Below are 16,683 nucleotides of genomic sequence, written 5' to 3' on the forward strand. Positions count from 1 at the left end.
GGGACAGTTCCGGTCACCGGGACAGGCCGTCGCACGGGCCGATCACCGCGTGTTGAATCCCTGGCCCATGAAGCGGACCGAGCACCGCCACGGGTGGGCCGCACCGGACGTCATCGTCGTGGGCGCCGGAGGCAGCGGTGCCGTCCTCGCGGCACGTCTCAGTGAGGACCCCGGCCGCACGGTGCTGGTCCTGGAGGCGGGCGCGGTGCCGCCTCACCCGTCGGCGTTCGCACCCGAGTTGCTGGACGCGCGGCTCGTCCCCGGCGCGTGGCCGGGACACCCGGCCGTGCGGCCGTACGACGTGAACCTCGCTCCGACGCGGCCGTACACGGTCGTCCGGGGGCACGGGCTCGGCGGTTCGACGACCGTCAACGGCGGGTACTTCGTCCGTGCGCGGCGCGACGACTTCGACCGCTGGTCGGCCGTGGGCGGCGCGGCCTGGTCGTACGAGCGGGTGCTGCCGTTCCTGCGCGCCATGGAGACCGACCTCGACCACGGGAGCGACCCGCTGCACGGTGATCGCGGGCCGATACGCGTGCGTCGCGCAGGGCTCCGTCATCCCGCCGCCGTCGCGTTCCGGGCGGCCGCCCGCAGGCTGGGCTTTCCGGAGGAACCGGACAAGAACGCCCAGGAGCCGCCCGGGTTCGGCCCGGTGCCGTGCAACGCCGTGGACGGCGTGCGCCTCAACACCGGGATCAGCTGTCTGCTGCCCGCCCTCGGCCGTCCCAACCTCCGGGTGGAAGGCGGCAGTACGGTCCTCAGGGTCGTCGTCGAGCAGGGCCGGGCCACCGGCGTGGAGGTCGGTCGGCACGGGCGCCGCCGGATCGTGCGCGGCGGCGAAGTCGTGCTCTGCGCGGGGGCGTTCCGCTCTCCGCACCTGCTGCATCTGTCGGGAATCGGCCCGCGCCGGGCGCTGGAGGCCGCGGGTGTCCCCGTCGTCCGGCACGCTCCCGCCGTCGGAGCCCGGTTCGGCGACCACCCTCAGGTGGTCCTGGAGTGGATGCCCCGGCATCCTCTGCCCGAGCCCTCCGGCTCGTGGCTGGGCGGCGCCCTGCACCTGTCCTCATCGGCCGGGGACCACCCGGGCGACCTGGAGATACTGCAGTCACTCGTCCCCATGGCCGGACTGACGGGCGGCAAGGTGTCCGTGCCCGGCGCACCCCTGGCGTTCCTCGTCTCCGTCCAGACGCCGCGGCTGAGCGGCCGGATGCGCACCCGCCGCGCCGATCCCGCCACGCCGCCGAGCCTCGACTACGGCTACCTGTCGACCGCCGAGGACCGGCGGCGCATACGCGAAGCGGTCCGTGTCACCGCCGCGTTGGTCGCCACGAGTGACTTCGGGGAGGTCTCCGCCGGGCTCGTGGAACCGATGGCGGAGGTACTGGACGACGACCGTCTGCTCGACCGGTGGATCCTCGGGCGTCTCGGCACGTCCCACCACACGTGTGGCACCGTACCCATGGGCCGGGCCGACGATCCCCGGGCTGCCGTCGACCACCGTGGAAGAGTGCACGGTGTCGAGGGTCTGCGGGTCGCGGACACGTCGATCCTGCCGACGCCCCCTTTGCGGGGTCCGGCGGCTACCGCCGTTCTCATCGGCGAACTCGTCGCCGACGCCATGCGGCGGGGCCCGGTGTGAGGCTGCCGGGGACGCACCACCCGCCGGGGGCCAGGTTCTCGTATCCCGCCGCCAACGGCCGAAGGCCGAGGTCGAGCAGGCCGCTCAGGTCGGCGTCCTCGTCCCTCAGCCATGGCTCGTGGGCGGTGACGGAGGCGGCCGGGACGGTACTGCCGATCCGCAGCAGCAGGTCGGAAACCGGCCGGTCCAGGCGCCGCGCGGCGAACTCCGTGACGAGGGCCCGCCAGGACGCGTGGCGCACGGCCGAGTCCGCCTGAAGCGTCGGCACCCGCAGGATGAGGGACATGCGCCGGCGGTGCCAGGCACCACAGCCGGGTCGAACCGGTTGACGTCGACGACCGCGTTGCGCCGGTCGTTCTTGGAGGCGAAGTACCGGTCGTTCTTGGAGGCGACGTAGCGGAAGAAGGTGCGCAGGCCGATACCCGCCGCGGCGGCGATGTCGCCGACCGCCGGGTCGTCGAACCCCTGCCGTGCGCACACCTCGAAGCCGAGGCGTTCGAGTACGGCACATGACGTCACACGGAGGCGGCCCGTTCGCGCCACGGCTCCCGTGCAGACCGCCCCCGGCCCCGGAGCGGCTCCCTCCGCGGTCCCCTCCTCACACGGGCGCCGGGGCCGGGGAGGAAGGGGGTCAGCGCGACGCCGCCCAGTCGGCCACGCTCGTCACGTCCGCCTGCTGGGGAAACACCTTCTCCGTGAGCACCCGGTGCACCTCCGGGTCGGCGTCCAGGCACCCGTCGGACAGGACGGTGAGGCCGAAGTCCAGATCGGCCGCCTGGCGCAGGGTGGACAGCACGACGCCACTCGTGGCGATGCCGGTGAGGACGAGGTGCTCGATGCCGCCGGCCCGCAGGATCATGTCGAGGTCACTGCCGGCGAAGGCGCTGACACGTCGCTTGGTGACCACGGTGTCGCCGGGATGAGGGGCCACATCAGGGTGGACCCGCGTGGCCCGGTCGTCGCCGGCCGCAGCGGCCGGGGTGCGCGCGAGCCCTCCGAACATCTTGTTGCGCGCGCTCACCTCCGGGTACCCGGGGCGGAACCCGACGACCACGTAGATCACGGGGACTCCGCCCGCACGGGCGGCCTCGATCGCCTTGCGCAGGCGCGGCAGATAGTCGGGGTCGGGATAACGGTCGACCACGACTTGCTGGACATCCATGACGAGAAGCGCTTGCTGGGGCACTGTCACTGTTCCTTCCGTGCCGCACCATAAGTCATCAAGTGATTACTTGATACCGTAGGCCCAGCGTCGCCATGTCAACGAGTGATTACTTCTCGGCCGGGTGGTTTGGGCGTTGCCGGCAGGACGACGTACGGGAAGGGTTCTTGGTGGTGACGACGACGACAGAAACCGGTGTCCCTCCGGACGACGTGGCCGCTTCGCCCGGCCAGGCCGATACCCGCCCCGCCGACGGACCTCGGCGACGGGACGCGGCGGCCACCCGGCAGGCGCTGCTCCGGGCCGCCCACGGCCGGTTCACCCGACTGGGGTACGACCGCACAACACTGCGGGACGTCGCCGCGGACGCGGGAGTGAACCTGGCGCTCATCAAGCGGTACTTCGGCTCCAAAGAGGGTCTGTTCAAAGCGGCCTTGGCCTCGACACCCCGGTTCCTGGGAGGCGAAGGGGAGCACCCTCGCGACCGGACCGCCCTGGCCGAGGCGCTCAGCCGCCAGTTGGCGGCCGGGGCCTGGGCGGAGTTCGGCGAGCATCCCGTGCTGATGCTGTTGCGCGACTCCGGCGACGAGCAGGTCGACGACCTGCGCCGGCACGCCCTCGAGGACTTCAGCCGACAGGTGCTCGAAGCCTCGGGAGCACGGTCGGCACCGGACGACGATCGCCTCCTGAGGGCGGAGCTCCTGGTCGCACTGGGCGTCGGGGTCGCCGTCCTACGGTCCGCCGTGGGCCTGCAGCCCTTGGGCGACGCGACGTCCGACGATCTCCTCGGCCCACTCCGTGACATCGTCGACGGCCTGCTCACACCTCCGCGGTGACCACCCCGGCGCCACCCCGGACCGCCCCACGGCCCCCACCTCCTACCGGCGGAGCCCGGCGCTCGACCTGCGGTTGGCCGTCGGCCGGCGGTCCCGGATCCCTGGGCCGTGGTGCAGCGCACCACACCGCCCCGCGACCGCTCCCCACCGTTCCCGGCCCGGCCCGGCCGGTTCCGGGCACCACCAGCCCCGTCGCCCCCACTCCGTGCCGACGGGCGGGTGGGAAACCCTGTGCGGAGTCTCGTGCTCGACGACTGGCACGACGCCGACGCGGGGCGGATCGGAGCCGAGGCCGCCCGGTTAACCGACTCCCTGCCCCTGACGGCGCCCTGAGTCAGTGCCGAGGCACGGGAACTGGTACCCGTCGACGATCCGTCGTCCTCGTTCGGCGAACTGGCACAGCTCGTCGAACGCCGACCCCGGGCAAGCCTGGCTCCGGGGCAGTCGCTGCGGCAGACGGGGAAGGGCCGTAGCCCTCGAAGTGCGCGGGGGTCCCGGTGCGGACCACCTCGGCCTGATGATGCAGGTAGAGCTCGTGGTCGATATCAGGGGCCCCTCGGTGACGTCCCGCCCCACCAGCTGTTCCTCGGCACGTCCCACCTCACGGCCGGCCGCGGCGTAGAAGCGCAGAATGCGGCCCTCGGTGTCGAAGGCCGACAGTGCTACCGACGCCTGCTGGTCGTCGCACCCCCGCCGTCTCGAAGAGGACAGGCTCGCAAGGCCGGCTCACAGATGTGCCCGTCGCTGTGCCGCACGCCGAGTCGACATGCACCACAAGGCACATGATGAGCCGCTTCCCCTACCGCATCAACCGGTGGGCGCAGTCGCGTACAGGCGCGTCGCGGCCTGCCTGACGAAGAACTCCGGCGATCTCCGTCACCTCGTGAGGCCCGCACGGGAGGCGCGAGAGACCCTGGGCGCTCCGGCTCCCCCGTTGACGTAGCGTTTGGTCCAGCGAACTCAACGATGTCCTGGACTCCGCTTCCCCCGGATCTGCCGAAAGCCGTCCGACGCGGTTCCGGACGTCGGTTTCAATCGACACGTCGTCACGTCAAGCGGGGAGAGAACCCATGCCACGACCGCCGGGCCACGGACCGGGCTTCGAGGTCAGACGCCAGAAGATCATCGACATCGCGGCGGGCCTGTTCGCCCAGCAGGGATACGCAGCGACGTCCATCAACGACCTGGGCCAGGCGGTCGGGCTTGCCAAGGGAGCGCTGTACTACTACATCGGCTCGAAGGAGAACCTGCTCCTGGAGATCCAGTCGCGGGTGATGGGGCCGTTGCTGTCCCGCACCCGGCAGATCACGGAGCTCGACGTCGATCCCCTGCTGCGACTGCGCCTGCTCTCGGAGTCGCTGCTGACGATCATCTTCCGCAGGCTCGATCACATCTGGGTCTACGAGCACGACTACCGCAGCCTCGGTGGCGCGGAGCTGAAGGCCCTCCTGGGGCAGCGTTCCGACTTCGAGCAATTGATCTCGGGGCTGCTCACGGAGGCCGTTGACCAGGGCACCTTCCGTGCGATGCCGCCGCGGCTGGCCACCCTGCAGTTCCTCAACCTGCACAACCACACCTACCAATGGGTCGATCCGGACGGTCAGTGGGACGCGACGTTCCTGGCCCGTGAGTACTGCGCGACCCTGTTCCGGGGATTCGGTGCGCCCGACCATGCCCTCCCGAGGGTCGAAGAGCAGGCCGCGGCCTTCAAGCGCGACCGGCCGGACCAGCCACTCGACCCCGAGGCGGAGTGGAGTCCCCTGACCGCCCGCGGCTGACGACCGCCGACGAGGCCCGCACGTCCCACCGGTCCCCGCACCGCTGCTCTCAGCCGGTCCCGGGCCGAAGGTGTGCTCCTCCGGTCCGGTCGCGGCCGCCCTCGACCGGACCGGGCGACACACGCGAGCCGATACTCCCCGCCGCTTCCACGCAGCTCCCCCCGTACATGCCCCTGCGGTCGTGGCCCTGATTCGCCTGCCACTCCGACGACGTATGGAGGGAAGCCGACACCCGTGGCCGCGACGGACGGCTCTCCGAGGCAGCCTGCCGACGCCGACACCGGGTCGCTATCCTCCCGCCCGGGAACCCGCGGACGATCCGGCCGCGCCCCGGCCGGCGCCTCACCTTCTCGACAGGTCGCAGACCGCGGCACCTTCGGGAGGGCCGGACGCCGCCGACCGCGAGAGACTCGTCCTGTGACGAGTGTCTCCAGTGAGGAGTGACGCATGACCACGGTAGGTATTGCCACCGGTGCCGGAACCGGGACAGGGCAGGCATGCGCTCGTCGCCTCGCCGACATGGTGGACGTGCTGTTGCTCGTCGACCGGGACGAAGCCGCGGTGGCCGCGGCCGCGAAGGACTTGTCCGGCCGTGGCACGAGGGCCGCCGCCGAGCCGTTCGCCGCGGATGCCACCGACCCGGAGGACCTCGCCCGGCTGGCCGTGCAGATCGGAGAGCTCGGCACGCTGCGGGCCCTCGCACATGCCGAGAGCGTCGCGCCCGAGGAGGCCGACTGGCGCAGGATCATGGAAGTCGACTTCGTCGAGACCGTGCTTCTGGCCGAGGCGCTCCGCCCGCTGGCCACCGCCGGGACGGCCTTCGTGTACTGCGCCTCGTTGTCCCCGTCGATCGCTCATATCGACCCCGCCCCGGCCGTCGCCGCCGTGCTGGACGACCCGGCGGAGGAGGGATTCCTCGACCGTCTCAGGGACGCGATCGGTCCGGCCCTGGAGGATCCCGCGTGGGCGTACCCGTGGGCCACGTACGGCGTGCGCCGCTTCGCCCGCGCCGAGGCGGTGCGGCTCGGGCCGGTGGGCGCACGCGTGTGCTCCCTGTCGCCCGGCGCGATCGACACCCCGCAGACGCGGATGGAGGTGGCACGGCACGAGTCGGTACGGCAGCTCATCGAACGTACGCCCTTGGGCCGCACCGGCCGGTGCGAGGAGGTCGCCGCCGTTGCCGCGTTCCTCCTCTCGGACGAGGCGAGCTTCGTGAACGGTGTCGACATCGTCGTCGACGGTGGTCTGTGGGCCGCCATACAGGACGAGTGACGTCGCAGGGCGGCGTCTTCAGCCGATACGGACGGCGGGTGCGCACGGTCCGCGTCGACCGCCCCGCGACCGCGCGGATCACACGGATGACGCCCCGGGCGCAGCCGCCGGTCGAGTTCCTTCCCGTTCGGGAACAGTCGCCCACCTCAGGCCGATCACCCCGTGCTTGGAGGCGTGGTACGACGCTCGACCGGGCAGGCCGACCAAGCCGCCGAGGGAGGAACCGTTGACGATGGCGCCGCTGCCCTGGGCGCGCATGTGCCGCAACTCGTGCTTCATACAGGCCCACACCCCGCGGAGGTTGACGGCGTTGACCCGGTCGAACCGCTCGGCGGGCTCGTCGGCGGCGTCACTCGACGGGATCTGGATGCCGGCGTTGTTGTAGGCCATGTCGAGGCGGCCGAAGGTCTCGTCCGTCCGGTCGACCGCGGCGGCGACCTGGTCCTCGTCGCTGACATCGCGGGTGAGGGCGAGCGCCTGGTGCCCGGCGCCGGTGAGTTCCTTGACGGCCGCGCCCGGGGCGGCCTCGTCGAGGTCGGTGAGGGCGACGGCGGCCCCTGCCTCGGCGAAGGCGCGGGCGGTCGCCAGACCCGTGCCGGAACCGGCGCCGCTGACGAAGGCGACCTGGCCTGTGAAGTCGTAGACGGGGTTCATGGTCTTCTCTGGTGGGTTGCGGGCCTGGTCAGGGCGCGGTGTCGAGGGTGACCTCGGTGGCGGTGACGAGGCGTTCGCTGACGCCGTTCACCCGGCCGAGGATGATCAGGCCGGTGTCGCTGGAGCCGCTGCCTCGGTAGAAGAGGGCGAGGTTGCCCCAGGGCGCGTAGTACGCAAGGTCACCGGGCTCGGCTTCGGCGGCGTCCGGCGCGCCGGAAGTGGAGAGCCGACGGGGCAGGTCGGCGATCCGTTCCTTCCCGTGGAAGTCGCTCAGGTTCAGGGTGAGCGGGAGCAGGGCGGCGAAGTCCGCCGCCGTGGGGCTGTCGTTCAGGGTGGCGTCGGCCTGGTGGCCGTCAATGGTGAGCCGAAGGTTCATGGCGGGTTTCTTGTCGTCGGACGGTGAAACGGGCGCTGTGGGAGTCGGTGTGCGTTCTGACGTGAAGGCGGAAGACGCGGCGGGTGGTGGCGCCTCACCCGTACAGGCGGTCGCCGCGAGGAGCAAGGCGGTCGGGAGTGCGCGGACAAGGCCGGAACGGGTGGTTGTGGTCACGGCATCTCCGGGGAGGTCAGTCGGGCAGGGGCTCGGCGTAATGGCGGAAGCCGTCCCGCTCGAGGTGGATGTCGTACGGACGCCGGGCCAGGACCTCGGGGCTGCTGTGCTCGGCGTCGGGCCGGATGGCCGGGGTGGAGGCGCACGGCGCTGCCGCCGTTGACGAACAGGAGCGTGCCGCGGCCGAGTGCGCGCATGCCGGGCAGCACGGCGTTGACCGCGGTGACCGGGCCCTTGACGGAGAAGGCGAGGGGCGCGTCGAGGTCGTCGGCGCTCGTGTCGAGGACCGGCTTCATGAAGTCGGCTCGGGGCACCGGGCTGTATCGAAGGATTTCCATCGGCCCCAGCGTCTTCGCCGCCGCGTACGGCGCCGCGTCCAGGGACTCGATGTCGAGCACGTCGGCGGTGAAGCCGTGTGCCTGGATGCCGTCGCGGGTGAGGTCGGCGATCAGGAATTCCAGCTTCCCCGCGTTGCGCGAGATCAGGGCGACGGTGTGGCCTGCGTTCCCGAAGCGGCGAGCGGTGGCGAGTCCCAGGCCGGCGCCGGCGCCGACAAGGGCGAAGGTCGTCATGATGAGTCCCAACAGGCGGGAGGGGGCCGGACCGGGGGCGGGTGCGCGCGGCGCGGTCGGCCTCGTGACGAGCGTGCCAGGTGCGTCGTACACGAAAAAGGGAGAGCCTCTTCCCAGGCGCGCGGCGCGTAGGAGGAAAGGCTCCCCCTTTGAAGGGAACACCCGGGGACGGTCAGGCGGAGCTGCTGGTCGAGCGGCTGGGGTCGGCCGCCCAGGAGGCCAGCAGGCGCAGGCTGTCGTGGGTCGGGGTGCCGGACTCCGCGGTCCAGACGATGATCTGGAGGTCGGGGTCGGCGGCCCAGGTGACGGCGTTCCAGTCGAGGTGCAGGTCCCCGACGACGGGGTGGCGCAGATGCTTGCTCCCGGTGTCCCGCACGGCGACGTGGTGGGCACCCCACCACTGCCGGAACTGCTCGTCGCGGACGGAGAGTTCGCCCACGATCGCGGCGAGCTGCGGGTCCCCCGGGTTGTTCGTGTTGTGCATGCGCATCTGGGCGATGGCCAGCCGGGTGACGCCCTCCCAGTCCGCGTACAGCTCGCGCATCGCGGGGTCGGTGATGAGCAGCCTGATGTAGTAGCGCTGCTTCTCGGGAATCTTTCCGAAGTCGGTGATCAGGGCGGCGCCCATGGCGTTCCAGGCGACGATCTCGGTGCGCGGCCCGATCACGAAGGCCGGGGTGTGCGCCATGTCGTCCAGCATGCGCTGCAGCTGCGGCTGCGTCCTGGGGCGCGGCCGGCGGCGGGGCGGCCGGAACTCCTCCTTGGCCGTGAGCTCGTACAGATAGGCGCGCTGGTCGTCGTCCAGGTGCAGGACCCGGGCCAGGGACTCCAGCACCGACGGCGAGGGCTGGATCCGGCCCTGTTCGAGCCGGGCGTAGTAGTCGGTGCTGATGGCCGCCAGTACGGCGACCTCCTCACGGCGCAGCCCCGCGACACGCCGAGAACCGCCGTCGGGCAAGCCGACGGCGGCCGGGTCCAGCTCGGCGCGGCGCGCCTTGAGGAAGTCCCCCAGATCATGGCGGTGAGGATCGCGGTTCATGCCCTCACCCTGGCACCGGAGAGCGGTCTTGTCAGGGGGAGAGATCTGTCCCTGGAAAGCACTCACCGTCGAGAGGACGCACACGGTCGGCCTCTCCCAGCCGTCGGTTCAGCGGATACGGGTCCACTTCCCCGCGAGCTGGACGAACTCGCCGCTCACGACGGAGCGGGCCAGGGATGTCCCGGCCTCGTAGTCCTGGACGTGGGTGACGATGTCGCCGGAGAGGGGTAGGTGATCTCCGCCGCGAAGGGGCCGAGCTCCGCCAGCCAGGTCTGGCCCACACTGGGGAGAGTCGCGTTGGTCTCCATCGGTGCTGCCTCTTTCTGTGCCGGTACTCGGCTTCCCCGAGGGTCAGCGGACGCGGGTCCACTTCCCGTGAAGCTGGACGAACTCGCCGCCGATGACGGAGCTGGCCATGCAGGTGCCCTCGGTGTAGTCCTCGATGTGGGTGACGTGGTCACCGGCGTCGGGCTCTGTCCAGCGCACGACGAACAGGCCGTCGCGGAGCTGGCTGGTGGTGTACTCCATCGTCTGCTTGCGGCCCTTGATGGCGCCGCCCGTCACCTCGAAGCTGACCTGGGTCGCCGAGTCGAAGGTGATCTCCACCGTGAAATGGCCGAGCGGGGTGTCCGGGCCGAGGTCGGCCTCCCAGGTCTGGCCCACGCTGGGGAGGGTGGCGTTGCCGTCCATGGGTACTACCTGCTTTCTGTGACGGCGGCGGGTGTCAGGCGAGGGCCTTGACGACTTCCCGGGCGAGCGGGACGGCCGAGGCGGGGTTCTGGCCGGTGAGGAGGGTGCGGTCCACCTCCAGGTGGGGGGCGAAGTTCTCCTCGCCCTTGCGGTAGTCCGCGCCCACATCTGAGACGAGACGGTCCTGAAGGAGCCACTTCGCACGGTCGGCGAGGCCGTTCTGGATCTCCTCGGCGTTGGACAGGCCCGTCAGGCGGTAGCCGGCGAACGGGGACCTGCCGTCGGCGTCCACCGTGGACAGCAGCGCGGCCGGACCGTGGCACACCAGTGAGACGATCTTGCCGGAGGCCAGCCAGTCGCTGAGCAGCCGGCCGGCCGCAGGGTCGTCGGAGAGGTCCTCCATCGGGCCCCAGCCGCCGGGCACGAACACCGCGTCGTAGTCGTCGATGTCCACGTCCTCGATGCGGATCGGGTCGGCCAGCTCGGTGGCCTCCTTCAGCGCCGTCCGCATCTGCTCCGCGCCCTCCTCGCCGCCGTTGAAGTCGGGGGTGAGGCTGAGCGGGTCGGCGGTCGGGGGGACACCGCCCGGGGTGGCCGCGGCGATCTCGTGGCCGGCCTCCTTGAAGACGCCGTACGGGCCGATGGCCTCCTCGGCCCAGAAACCGGCGGGCTGCTCGAACCCGTCGGCCAGGGCCCAGTGGTCCGCGGCGGTGATGAGGAAGAGGATCTTCGCCATGGGTCTTCTCTCTGAGAGGCGTTGGTCGAGGGTGTTCAGTTGTCGTTCGCGGCCAGCTGGACGACCTGGCTGTCGGCCGCCTGGATCAGGTGCGTGAGCTTGTCGCCGCTCACCGTCCACAGGTGGATGAAGCGGGCGTCGGACTCAACGCCGGACTTGGCCACCGCGTGGTAGTGGCCGCGGACGAAGACGTGGTCACCGGCGTCGTAGAACTCCTCGGCCACCGCGCCGAAGGAGGTGAAGCGAGGCGCGAGCCGGCCGAAGAAGTCGGCGCCCGCGCTCGCCCAGGTCCTGTAGACGCCGCCGTAGGGGAAGCCGGGGGTGATGTCCCAGACGATGTCGGGGTCGATGACCTCGGCGACCACGTCCGGGGCCATGCCGGAGTCGTAGAGGCGACGGACGAGAGCGAGGTTCGGGGAGTCGGACATGACGCTGCTCCTTGGATGTGTGTGAAGGGCGGTCCGACTCAGGCCGCGAGGGCGGTACGGCCGGCCAGGAAATACGCGGTCTGCCGCGCGACACGGGCACCGAGGCCCTCAGCCGTGGCGATGTCGGACTTGTGCACAGCCTCGGGGCCGGCATCGACCGGAGTCTGGGCGCCCGCACCGACGAAGTAGCCCAGACGGTTGACGTCGTCCTCGCTGCCCTCGGTGGAGGCCCAGCCCGGCTGCACGCCGAGGCTGATCCAGTGCATGCCGTGCTGGGCGGCCATCGTGAAGAAGTAGCCCAGGGTCGAGGACTTGTCGCCGTTCTTGGCACCCGAGTTGGTGAAACCGGCGGCGATCTTGTCGGCCCAGGTCTGGGTGTACCAGCGCTTGCTGCTGGCCTCGGCGAAGGTGTGGAAGGCGGCGGAGGCGGTGCCCATGTAGGTGGGCGCGCCGAAGACGATCGCGTCGGCGGCGTCCAGCCGCGCCCACTGCTCGTCGGTGATCGTGTCCACGGGGATGGAGACCACCTCGGCGCCTGCTTCCGCGGCGCCGCGCGCCACGGCCTCGGCTATGACAGCGGTGTGACCGTAGCCGGAATGGAAAGCGACGGCGACCGTGGGGCGGGGGGTGGAGGACATGAGGGTATTGCTCCTCTAAAAGGATTGCGTGAATCGTTCTCCGGAAGCATGACACGGAATTCAACGGCAAAGGTAGGAAGGATTTGTCCCTGGTCGGGAACTGTTCCCGGCCTGACGGAAGATATTGCGCAGGAAGGCGTGCCGGAAAGCACAGCACCTCAGTTACGCCGGCCCCTCTCGCCTTTTCCTTACTATGAGCTTTTCCCGCAACTGTCCGTCCCGGCGCCGTCCTGCCGGGCCGCCGACCAAGACGAAAGGAAGCGCAACGCTTCATAGCTGCGCGAGCCGGGTTCGGCGCTCCAGACGACCAGTCGCTGGTCGGGGTCGGACACACAGGTGAGGACATCCCAGGCGAGGGTGAGTTCACCGGCGACCGGATGGTCGAACACCTTGACACCTCCGCCGCGGGGCACCACTTGGCGGCCTCCCCACCACTTCCGGAAGTGGTCGTCGCTCACGGACAGATCACCGACGAGATCGGTCAGACCACGGTCGCCGGGGCAGGCTGTGGCCTGCTGCCGCAGCACAGCCACGGCGTTGCGGGCGGATTCCTCCCAGTCGGCGTACAGCGTTCTCATGGCCGGGTCGGTGAAGAGCTGCCGGATGTAGTTGGGGCGCGCTGTGGGGGCCGTGAAACCGGTGCCGAACAAGGCCGCGGCCATCGGGTTCCACGCCAGGATGTCCAGGTACCGGCCCATGATCACGCCGGGGGCCACGTTGAGCTCGTTCAGCACGGTGCGCAGCCGGGGGTGCGCCTTCTGCGGAGCCCGCCGCCGCGCCGCGCCGGCTTCCCGTCCGGCCAACTCGAACAGGCGGTCCCGCTGGTCGTCACTCAGGTGCAGGACCCGGACAAGCTCGGACAGCAGACACGCGGAGGGGGTCGTGCGCCCTTGCTCCAGGCGGGTGTAGTGGTGGGTGCTGATGGCGGCGAGCACGGCGACCTCGTCCCTGCGCAGGCCGGTCACACGCCTTCTCCGGTCGCTTTCGGGCAGGCCGACCGTGCGGGGGCTGAGTTCGGCCCGGCGGGCCTTCAGGAATTGGCCCAGCTCCTTACGGTGTGCACTGCTGTTCATACTGGTCAGTGTGCGCTGCCCGCCACTCGGCTGGGTAGGAGGGTTTTGTCCCTGGATGTGTCCCGCCTGGGGTGGAATTCTCCTCTGCACGGGCCCCGCGGGTGGTGACAGAGTCGAGGACGGGAATTTTTCATACGGGCCGCTGACGCTTCTGCATACCTGTTGGCCATCGTCGGGGAATCCGGCATGTCCGCGTGTCGCGGCTGTCCCGGCGCCGGCGCCTCAACAACGAACGATGAAAATCACGAGGGTATTCCTGAAGCGGCTGTCGGCCGGCAAGGGCCTCCAGCAGGAAGACCCCACCCGAGCCCGAGCCACCCCCACCCGAGAAACGCAGCAGGAGAAAAGACATGCGAGCGACCGTGATCCACGCCCCCGGTGACATCCGGGTGGAGAACGTCCCCGAGCCGGAGATCGTCAAGCCGACGGACGCGATCATCCGCACGGTGGCCACCTGTGTGTGCGGCTCGGACCTGTGGCCGTACCGCGGTCTGGAGCCTGTCGGTGACCCGCACCCGATGGGCCACGAGTACGTCGGCATCGTCGAGGAGACCGGCAGCGAGGTCACCCATGTCAAGCCGGGCCAGTTCGTGGTCGGCTCCTTCGCGACCTCCGACAACACCTGCGCCAACTGCCGGAAGGGCTGGCAGTCGAGCTGCCTGAACCGCGAGTTCATGAGCACCTGCCAGGCCGAGTACGTACGTGTCCCCAACGCCCACGGCACGTTGGTCGCCACCGACGAACACCCCTCCGCCGAACTCGTGCCCGGCCTGCTCGCCGTCTCCGACGTGATGGGCACCGGCTGGTGGGCCGCGCTGGCCGCCGAGGTGAAGCCCGGTTCGACGGCCGTGGTGGTCGGTGACGGGGCGGTCGGCCTGTGCGGTGTCATCGCCGCGAAGGAACTCGGTGCCGAACGGATCATCGCGATGTCCCGGCACGCGTCGCGGCAGAAGCTCGCCCTGGAGTTCGGCGCCACCGACATCGTCGGCGAACGCGGCGAGGAAGGCATCGCCCGCATCAAGGAGCTGACCGGCGGCATCGGCGCCGACTCCGTCCTGGAGTGCGTCGGCACGGCCCAGTCCATGAGCCAGGCCCTGCACTCCGCACGCCCCGGCGGCAACGTCGGCTTCGTCGGCGTGCCGCACGAGGTGGCCGTCGACGGCCAGGAGCTGTTCTTCTCCCAGGTCGGCCTGCGCGGCGGCCCGGCCCCGGTGCGCCGCTACCTGCCCGACCTGATCGACCGCGTCCTGTCCGGCCACATCGACCCGGGCAAGGTCTTCGACCTCACCCTGCCCCTGGACCAGGTCGCCGAGGGCTACAAGGCGATGGACGAACGCCGCGCCATCAAGACCCTCCTCACCCCTTGACCCTGTCGCCTCGTGGGCGTGCGCTGCGTCGGCCGCGCGCACGCCCACGAGGGCACACCCCGCCACGCGGTCGCAGCCGCGTGAAGGAGGCAAGCCCGTGACGACCTGGACGAACGACGAGCTGAGCGGCCCGGGCCAGCTACCAAGGCCACATCCTCTCCGGCGGCGTCGCCAGGGACGTCACCCTCGCCGAGGTCACCGACCCCGCGTCAACGACCGAATCGACGCCGCCTACCACACCAAGTACGGCCGCTACGGCGCGCGTTACGTCGATCCGATGGTGGCCTCGCGTGACACCACCCTGCGGCTCCTCCCCCGCTGATCCACAGCCCTTTCCTGCTCCAGGAGAAACACCTTGCTCGGTCTCGAACTGGTCGTGGTCCTGGGCGTGGCCGTGCTGGTCGGCAACGTGCTGGGACAGCGGCTCGGCATCGCCCCGCCCGTCGTCCTGCTCGTGACCGGCGTACTCCTGGGGTTCGTCCCGGCGGTACGGGAAGCTCAACTTCCCCCGGAAGTCGTGCTGTTGCTGTTCCTCCCGGTCCTGCTGTACTGGGAGAGCCTGACCACCTCGCTACGGGAGATCCGCACCAACCTGCGCGGCATCCTGCAGCTGAGCACCGTCCTCGTCATCCTGACCGCCTGGGCCGTGGCCGCAACGGGGCATGCCCTCGGGCTGCCGTGGGGGCCGGCGTGGGTGCTCGGCGCTGCCCTGGCGCCCACCGACGCGACGGCGGTCGGTGTCCTGGCCCGGGCGCTGCCGCGCCGCCAGGTCACCGTCCTGCGCGCGGAGAGTCTGGTCAACGACGGCACGGCCCTGGTCGTCTACGGCCTCGCCGTCGGCATCACGGTCGGTGAGGAACACCTGAGCGTCCCGCACGTCGGTGGACTGTTCCTGCTCGCCTACGGCGGCGGCGCGGCCGTGGGCGTGGCGGTCGCGTGGGTCAACATGAACCTGCGGCGCCGTCTGGCCGATCCCCTGCTGGGCAACCTGGTCATGATCCTGGCGCCTTTCACGGCGTATCTGCTCGCGGAACTGGTGGAGGCCTCCGGTGTCCTCGCGGTGGTCGTCAGCGGCCTGATCATGTCCCAGGTGGCCCCGCGCATCATCCAGGCCGAGCACCGCACACAGGCGCTGGCGTTCTGGCCACTGGCCACCTTCATCATCAACGGCGCGCTGTTCGTCCTCGTGGGCGTGGAACTTCAGTACGCCGTCCGTGACCTCGGCCACGCCGACCTCCAGGACGCGCTGATCGCGGTCGGCGTCATCTGCGTGGTGCTCGTCGCCGTGCGTTTCGCGTTCCTGTACGCCTCCACCTACCTGGTCCGCGCACTCGACCGCCGTCCCCGACAGCGCACGCTTCGGGTCGGTCACCGAACCCGGGTGGTCAGCGGCCTGGCCGGGTTCCGGGGCGCGGTCTCCCTCGCCATGGTGCTCTCGGTACCGCAGACCCTCGACTCGGGCGAGCCGTTCCCCGACCGCAGCTTCATCGTCTTCGTCACCTCCGGCGTCATCCTCGTGACCCTGGTCGTACAGGGGCTGCTGCTGCCGTTGGCGGTGCGCTGGGCGAACCTGCCACCCGATACCTCGGTCGACGAGGAGCACCACCTGGCCGAGACCGCCGCCATCGAGGAGGCCATCAAGGCGATGCCCCGACTCGCCACCGATCTGCGGTCTGAACCGAAGATCGTCGAATGGCTGCGCCAGGAGTACGAAGCTCACCTGGCGTCCGTGCGGGCCATGAGCGCAGGCGCCCACGACGCCCCCGCGGTGCTCCAGCACCAGGACTACCTCGCACTGCGCCTCGCCCTCATCGCCAACAAGCGCGCCACCGTCGTCCGGCTCCGCGACGAACGCCGGATCGACGACACCGTACTGCGCCGCCTGCAAGCCGCCCTCGACAGCGAAGAGATGCGCCTGGCCGGAGGCACTGCGGCCGAATGACCCATGTCTCCGAGGAGCGGGGCGAGCCCCACGTCGTCCGGGGCCACACCGCGTCCGTCCTCCGCTGTCCGGTTGGTGGGCGGGGCCGGAGGTCGAGCGCTTCCACGCGGTAGGGGTCGCCCCGGTAGGAGAACGGCTGGTCCGACCAGGCGCCGCGCAGCGGGGGGATCGAAAGGCGGTCCGGTCCGGTCGTAGTCGGAGCGCGTCCAGCCAGACCCGGACCTGCCACGCGAACTGCTGCCCGCACGCCGGCACCTGCCGTCCGCCTTCGCCTGCCCGACAGCCGGGACGACCGCCAGCCTCCTTC

General features: G+C 70.7%; 16 protein-coding genes and 2 pseudogenes. 7 read left to right on the forward strand and 11 right to left on the reverse strand.

The annotated features are described in order from the left end of the window. Positions 1-67: 67 nt before the first annotated feature. Positions 68-1,639 (forward strand): mycofactocin dehydrogenase MftG, encoded by a 1,572-nt coding sequence (mftG, locus tag ACYQ8Q_RS07630; protein ID WP_460062991.1) that lies wholly within the window; start codon positions 68-70, stop codon positions 1,637-1,639. Here mftG and ACYQ8Q_RS07635 read toward each other — a convergent pair. Together ACYQ8Q_RS07635 and ACYQ8Q_RS07640 are read right to left on the reverse strand one after the other, a co-directional pair. After that, the gene (locus ACYQ8Q_RS07635) at positions 1,593-1,925 is read right to left on the reverse strand and encodes an acyl-CoA-like ligand-binding transcription factor (protein ID WP_460062992.1); all 333 of its coding nucleotides are present in this window, start codon (positions 1,923-1,925) and stop codon (positions 1,593-1,595) included. The two genes, mftG and ACYQ8Q_RS07635, sit on opposite strands and share 47 nt — an antisense overlap. Positions 1,926-2,270: 345 nt before the next feature. Next, complete coding sequence (locus tag ACYQ8Q_RS07640; protein WP_460062993.1) at positions 2,271-2,825, reverse strand: cysteine hydrolase family protein; 555 nt, start codon at positions 2,823-2,825, stop codon at positions 2,271-2,273. A gap of 149 nt (positions 2,826-2,974) precedes the next feature. Between ACYQ8Q_RS07640 and ACYQ8Q_RS07645 the strand changes: the two genes are divergently transcribed. From ACYQ8Q_RS07645 to ACYQ8Q_RS07655, 3 genes are all read left to right on the forward strand, one after another. After that, complete coding sequence (locus ACYQ8Q_RS07645) at positions 2,975-3,637, forward strand: TetR/AcrR family transcriptional regulator (protein WP_460062996.1); 663 nt, start codon at positions 2,975-2,977, stop codon at positions 3,635-3,637. Between the two features lie 1,070 nt (positions 3,638-4,707). Next, entirely contained in the window at positions 4,708-5,415 is a 708-nt protein-coding gene (locus ACYQ8Q_RS07650; RefSeq protein ID WP_460062997.1) for a TetR family transcriptional regulator, read from the forward strand. Between the two features lie 447 nt (positions 5,416-5,862). Then, the gene (locus ACYQ8Q_RS07655) at positions 5,863-6,687 is read left to right on the forward strand and encodes an SDR family oxidoreductase (protein WP_460062999.1); all 825 of its coding nucleotides are present in this window, start codon (positions 5,863-5,865) and stop codon (positions 6,685-6,687) included. A gap of 147 nt (positions 6,688-6,834) precedes the next feature. On the opposite strand, the pseudogene ACYQ8Q_RS07660 reads toward ACYQ8Q_RS07655, so the two are convergent. From ACYQ8Q_RS07660 to ACYQ8Q_RS07700, 9 genes and pseudogenes are all read right to left on the reverse strand, one after another. After that, positions 6,835-7,341, reverse strand: a pseudogene (locus ACYQ8Q_RS07660) (SDR family NAD(P)-dependent oxidoreductase); the annotation flags it as partial. 28 nt (positions 7,342-7,369) lie between these two features. Beyond that, positions 7,370-7,717, reverse strand: coding sequence for a cyclophilin-like fold protein (locus tag ACYQ8Q_RS07665; RefSeq protein WP_460063000.1), 348 nt, complete (start codon positions 7,715-7,717; stop codon positions 7,370-7,372). 190 nt (positions 7,718-7,907) lie between these two features. After that, a pseudogene (locus ACYQ8Q_RS07670) lies at positions 7,908-8,463 on the reverse strand (SDR family NAD(P)-dependent oxidoreductase). A gap of 172 nt (positions 8,464-8,635) precedes the next feature. Continuing rightward, a complete protein-coding gene (locus ACYQ8Q_RS07675; protein WP_460063001.1) occupies positions 8,636-9,502 on the reverse strand; it encodes a helix-turn-helix transcriptional regulator in 867 nt (288 codons plus the stop codon). A gap of 351 nt (positions 9,503-9,853) precedes the next feature. Then, on the reverse strand, positions 9,854-10,192 hold the full coding sequence (locus tag ACYQ8Q_RS07680) for a MoaF-related domain-containing protein (RefSeq protein WP_460063003.1): 339 nt from the start codon (positions 10,190-10,192) through the stop codon (positions 9,854-9,856). 34 nt (positions 10,193-10,226) lie between these two features. Next, entirely contained in the window at positions 10,227-10,928 is a 702-nt protein-coding gene (locus ACYQ8Q_RS07685) for a type 1 glutamine amidotransferase domain-containing protein (protein ID WP_460063005.1), read from the reverse strand. A 35-nt stretch (positions 10,929-10,963) separates the two neighbouring features. Continuing rightward, positions 10,964-11,356, reverse strand: coding sequence for a nuclear transport factor 2 family protein (locus ACYQ8Q_RS07690; protein ID WP_460063007.1), 393 nt, complete (start codon positions 11,354-11,356; stop codon positions 10,964-10,966). A gap of 38 nt (positions 11,357-11,394) precedes the next feature. Further along, complete coding sequence (locus ACYQ8Q_RS07695; protein ID WP_460063008.1) at positions 11,395-11,994, reverse strand: flavodoxin family protein; 600 nt, start codon at positions 11,992-11,994, stop codon at positions 11,395-11,397. Between the two features lie 191 nt (positions 11,995-12,185). Continuing rightward, positions 12,186-13,067, reverse strand: coding sequence for a helix-turn-helix domain-containing protein (locus ACYQ8Q_RS07700; protein ID WP_460063009.1), 882 nt, complete (start codon positions 13,065-13,067; stop codon positions 12,186-12,188). 350 nt (positions 13,068-13,417) lie between these two features. Between ACYQ8Q_RS07700 and ACYQ8Q_RS07705 the strand changes: the two genes are divergently transcribed. The 3 genes from ACYQ8Q_RS07705 (at position 13,418) to ACYQ8Q_RS07715 (ending at position 16,376) form a co-directional block, all read left to right on the forward strand. Continuing rightward, positions 13,418-14,434 carry a zinc-dependent alcohol dehydrogenase family protein gene (locus tag ACYQ8Q_RS07705; protein WP_460063011.1) on the forward strand — a complete coding sequence of 339 codons (1,017 nt, stop codon included), beginning with the start codon at positions 13,418-13,420 and terminating at the stop codon, positions 14,432-14,434. Between the two features lie 97 nt (positions 14,435-14,531). Next, the gene (locus ACYQ8Q_RS07710) at positions 14,532-14,756 is read left to right on the forward strand and encodes a DUF2255 family protein (protein WP_460063013.1); all 225 of its coding nucleotides are present in this window, start codon (positions 14,532-14,534) and stop codon (positions 14,754-14,756) included. Between the two features lie 33 nt (positions 14,757-14,789). Continuing rightward, on the forward strand, positions 14,790-16,376 hold the full coding sequence (locus ACYQ8Q_RS07715) for a Na+/H+ antiporter (protein ID WP_460063015.1): 1,587 nt from the start codon (positions 14,790-14,792) through the stop codon (positions 16,374-16,376). The last annotated feature ends 307 nt before the right edge of the window (positions 16,377-16,683 follow it).

It is taken from the genome of Streptomyces sp. YKOK-I1, assembly GCF_054660435.1.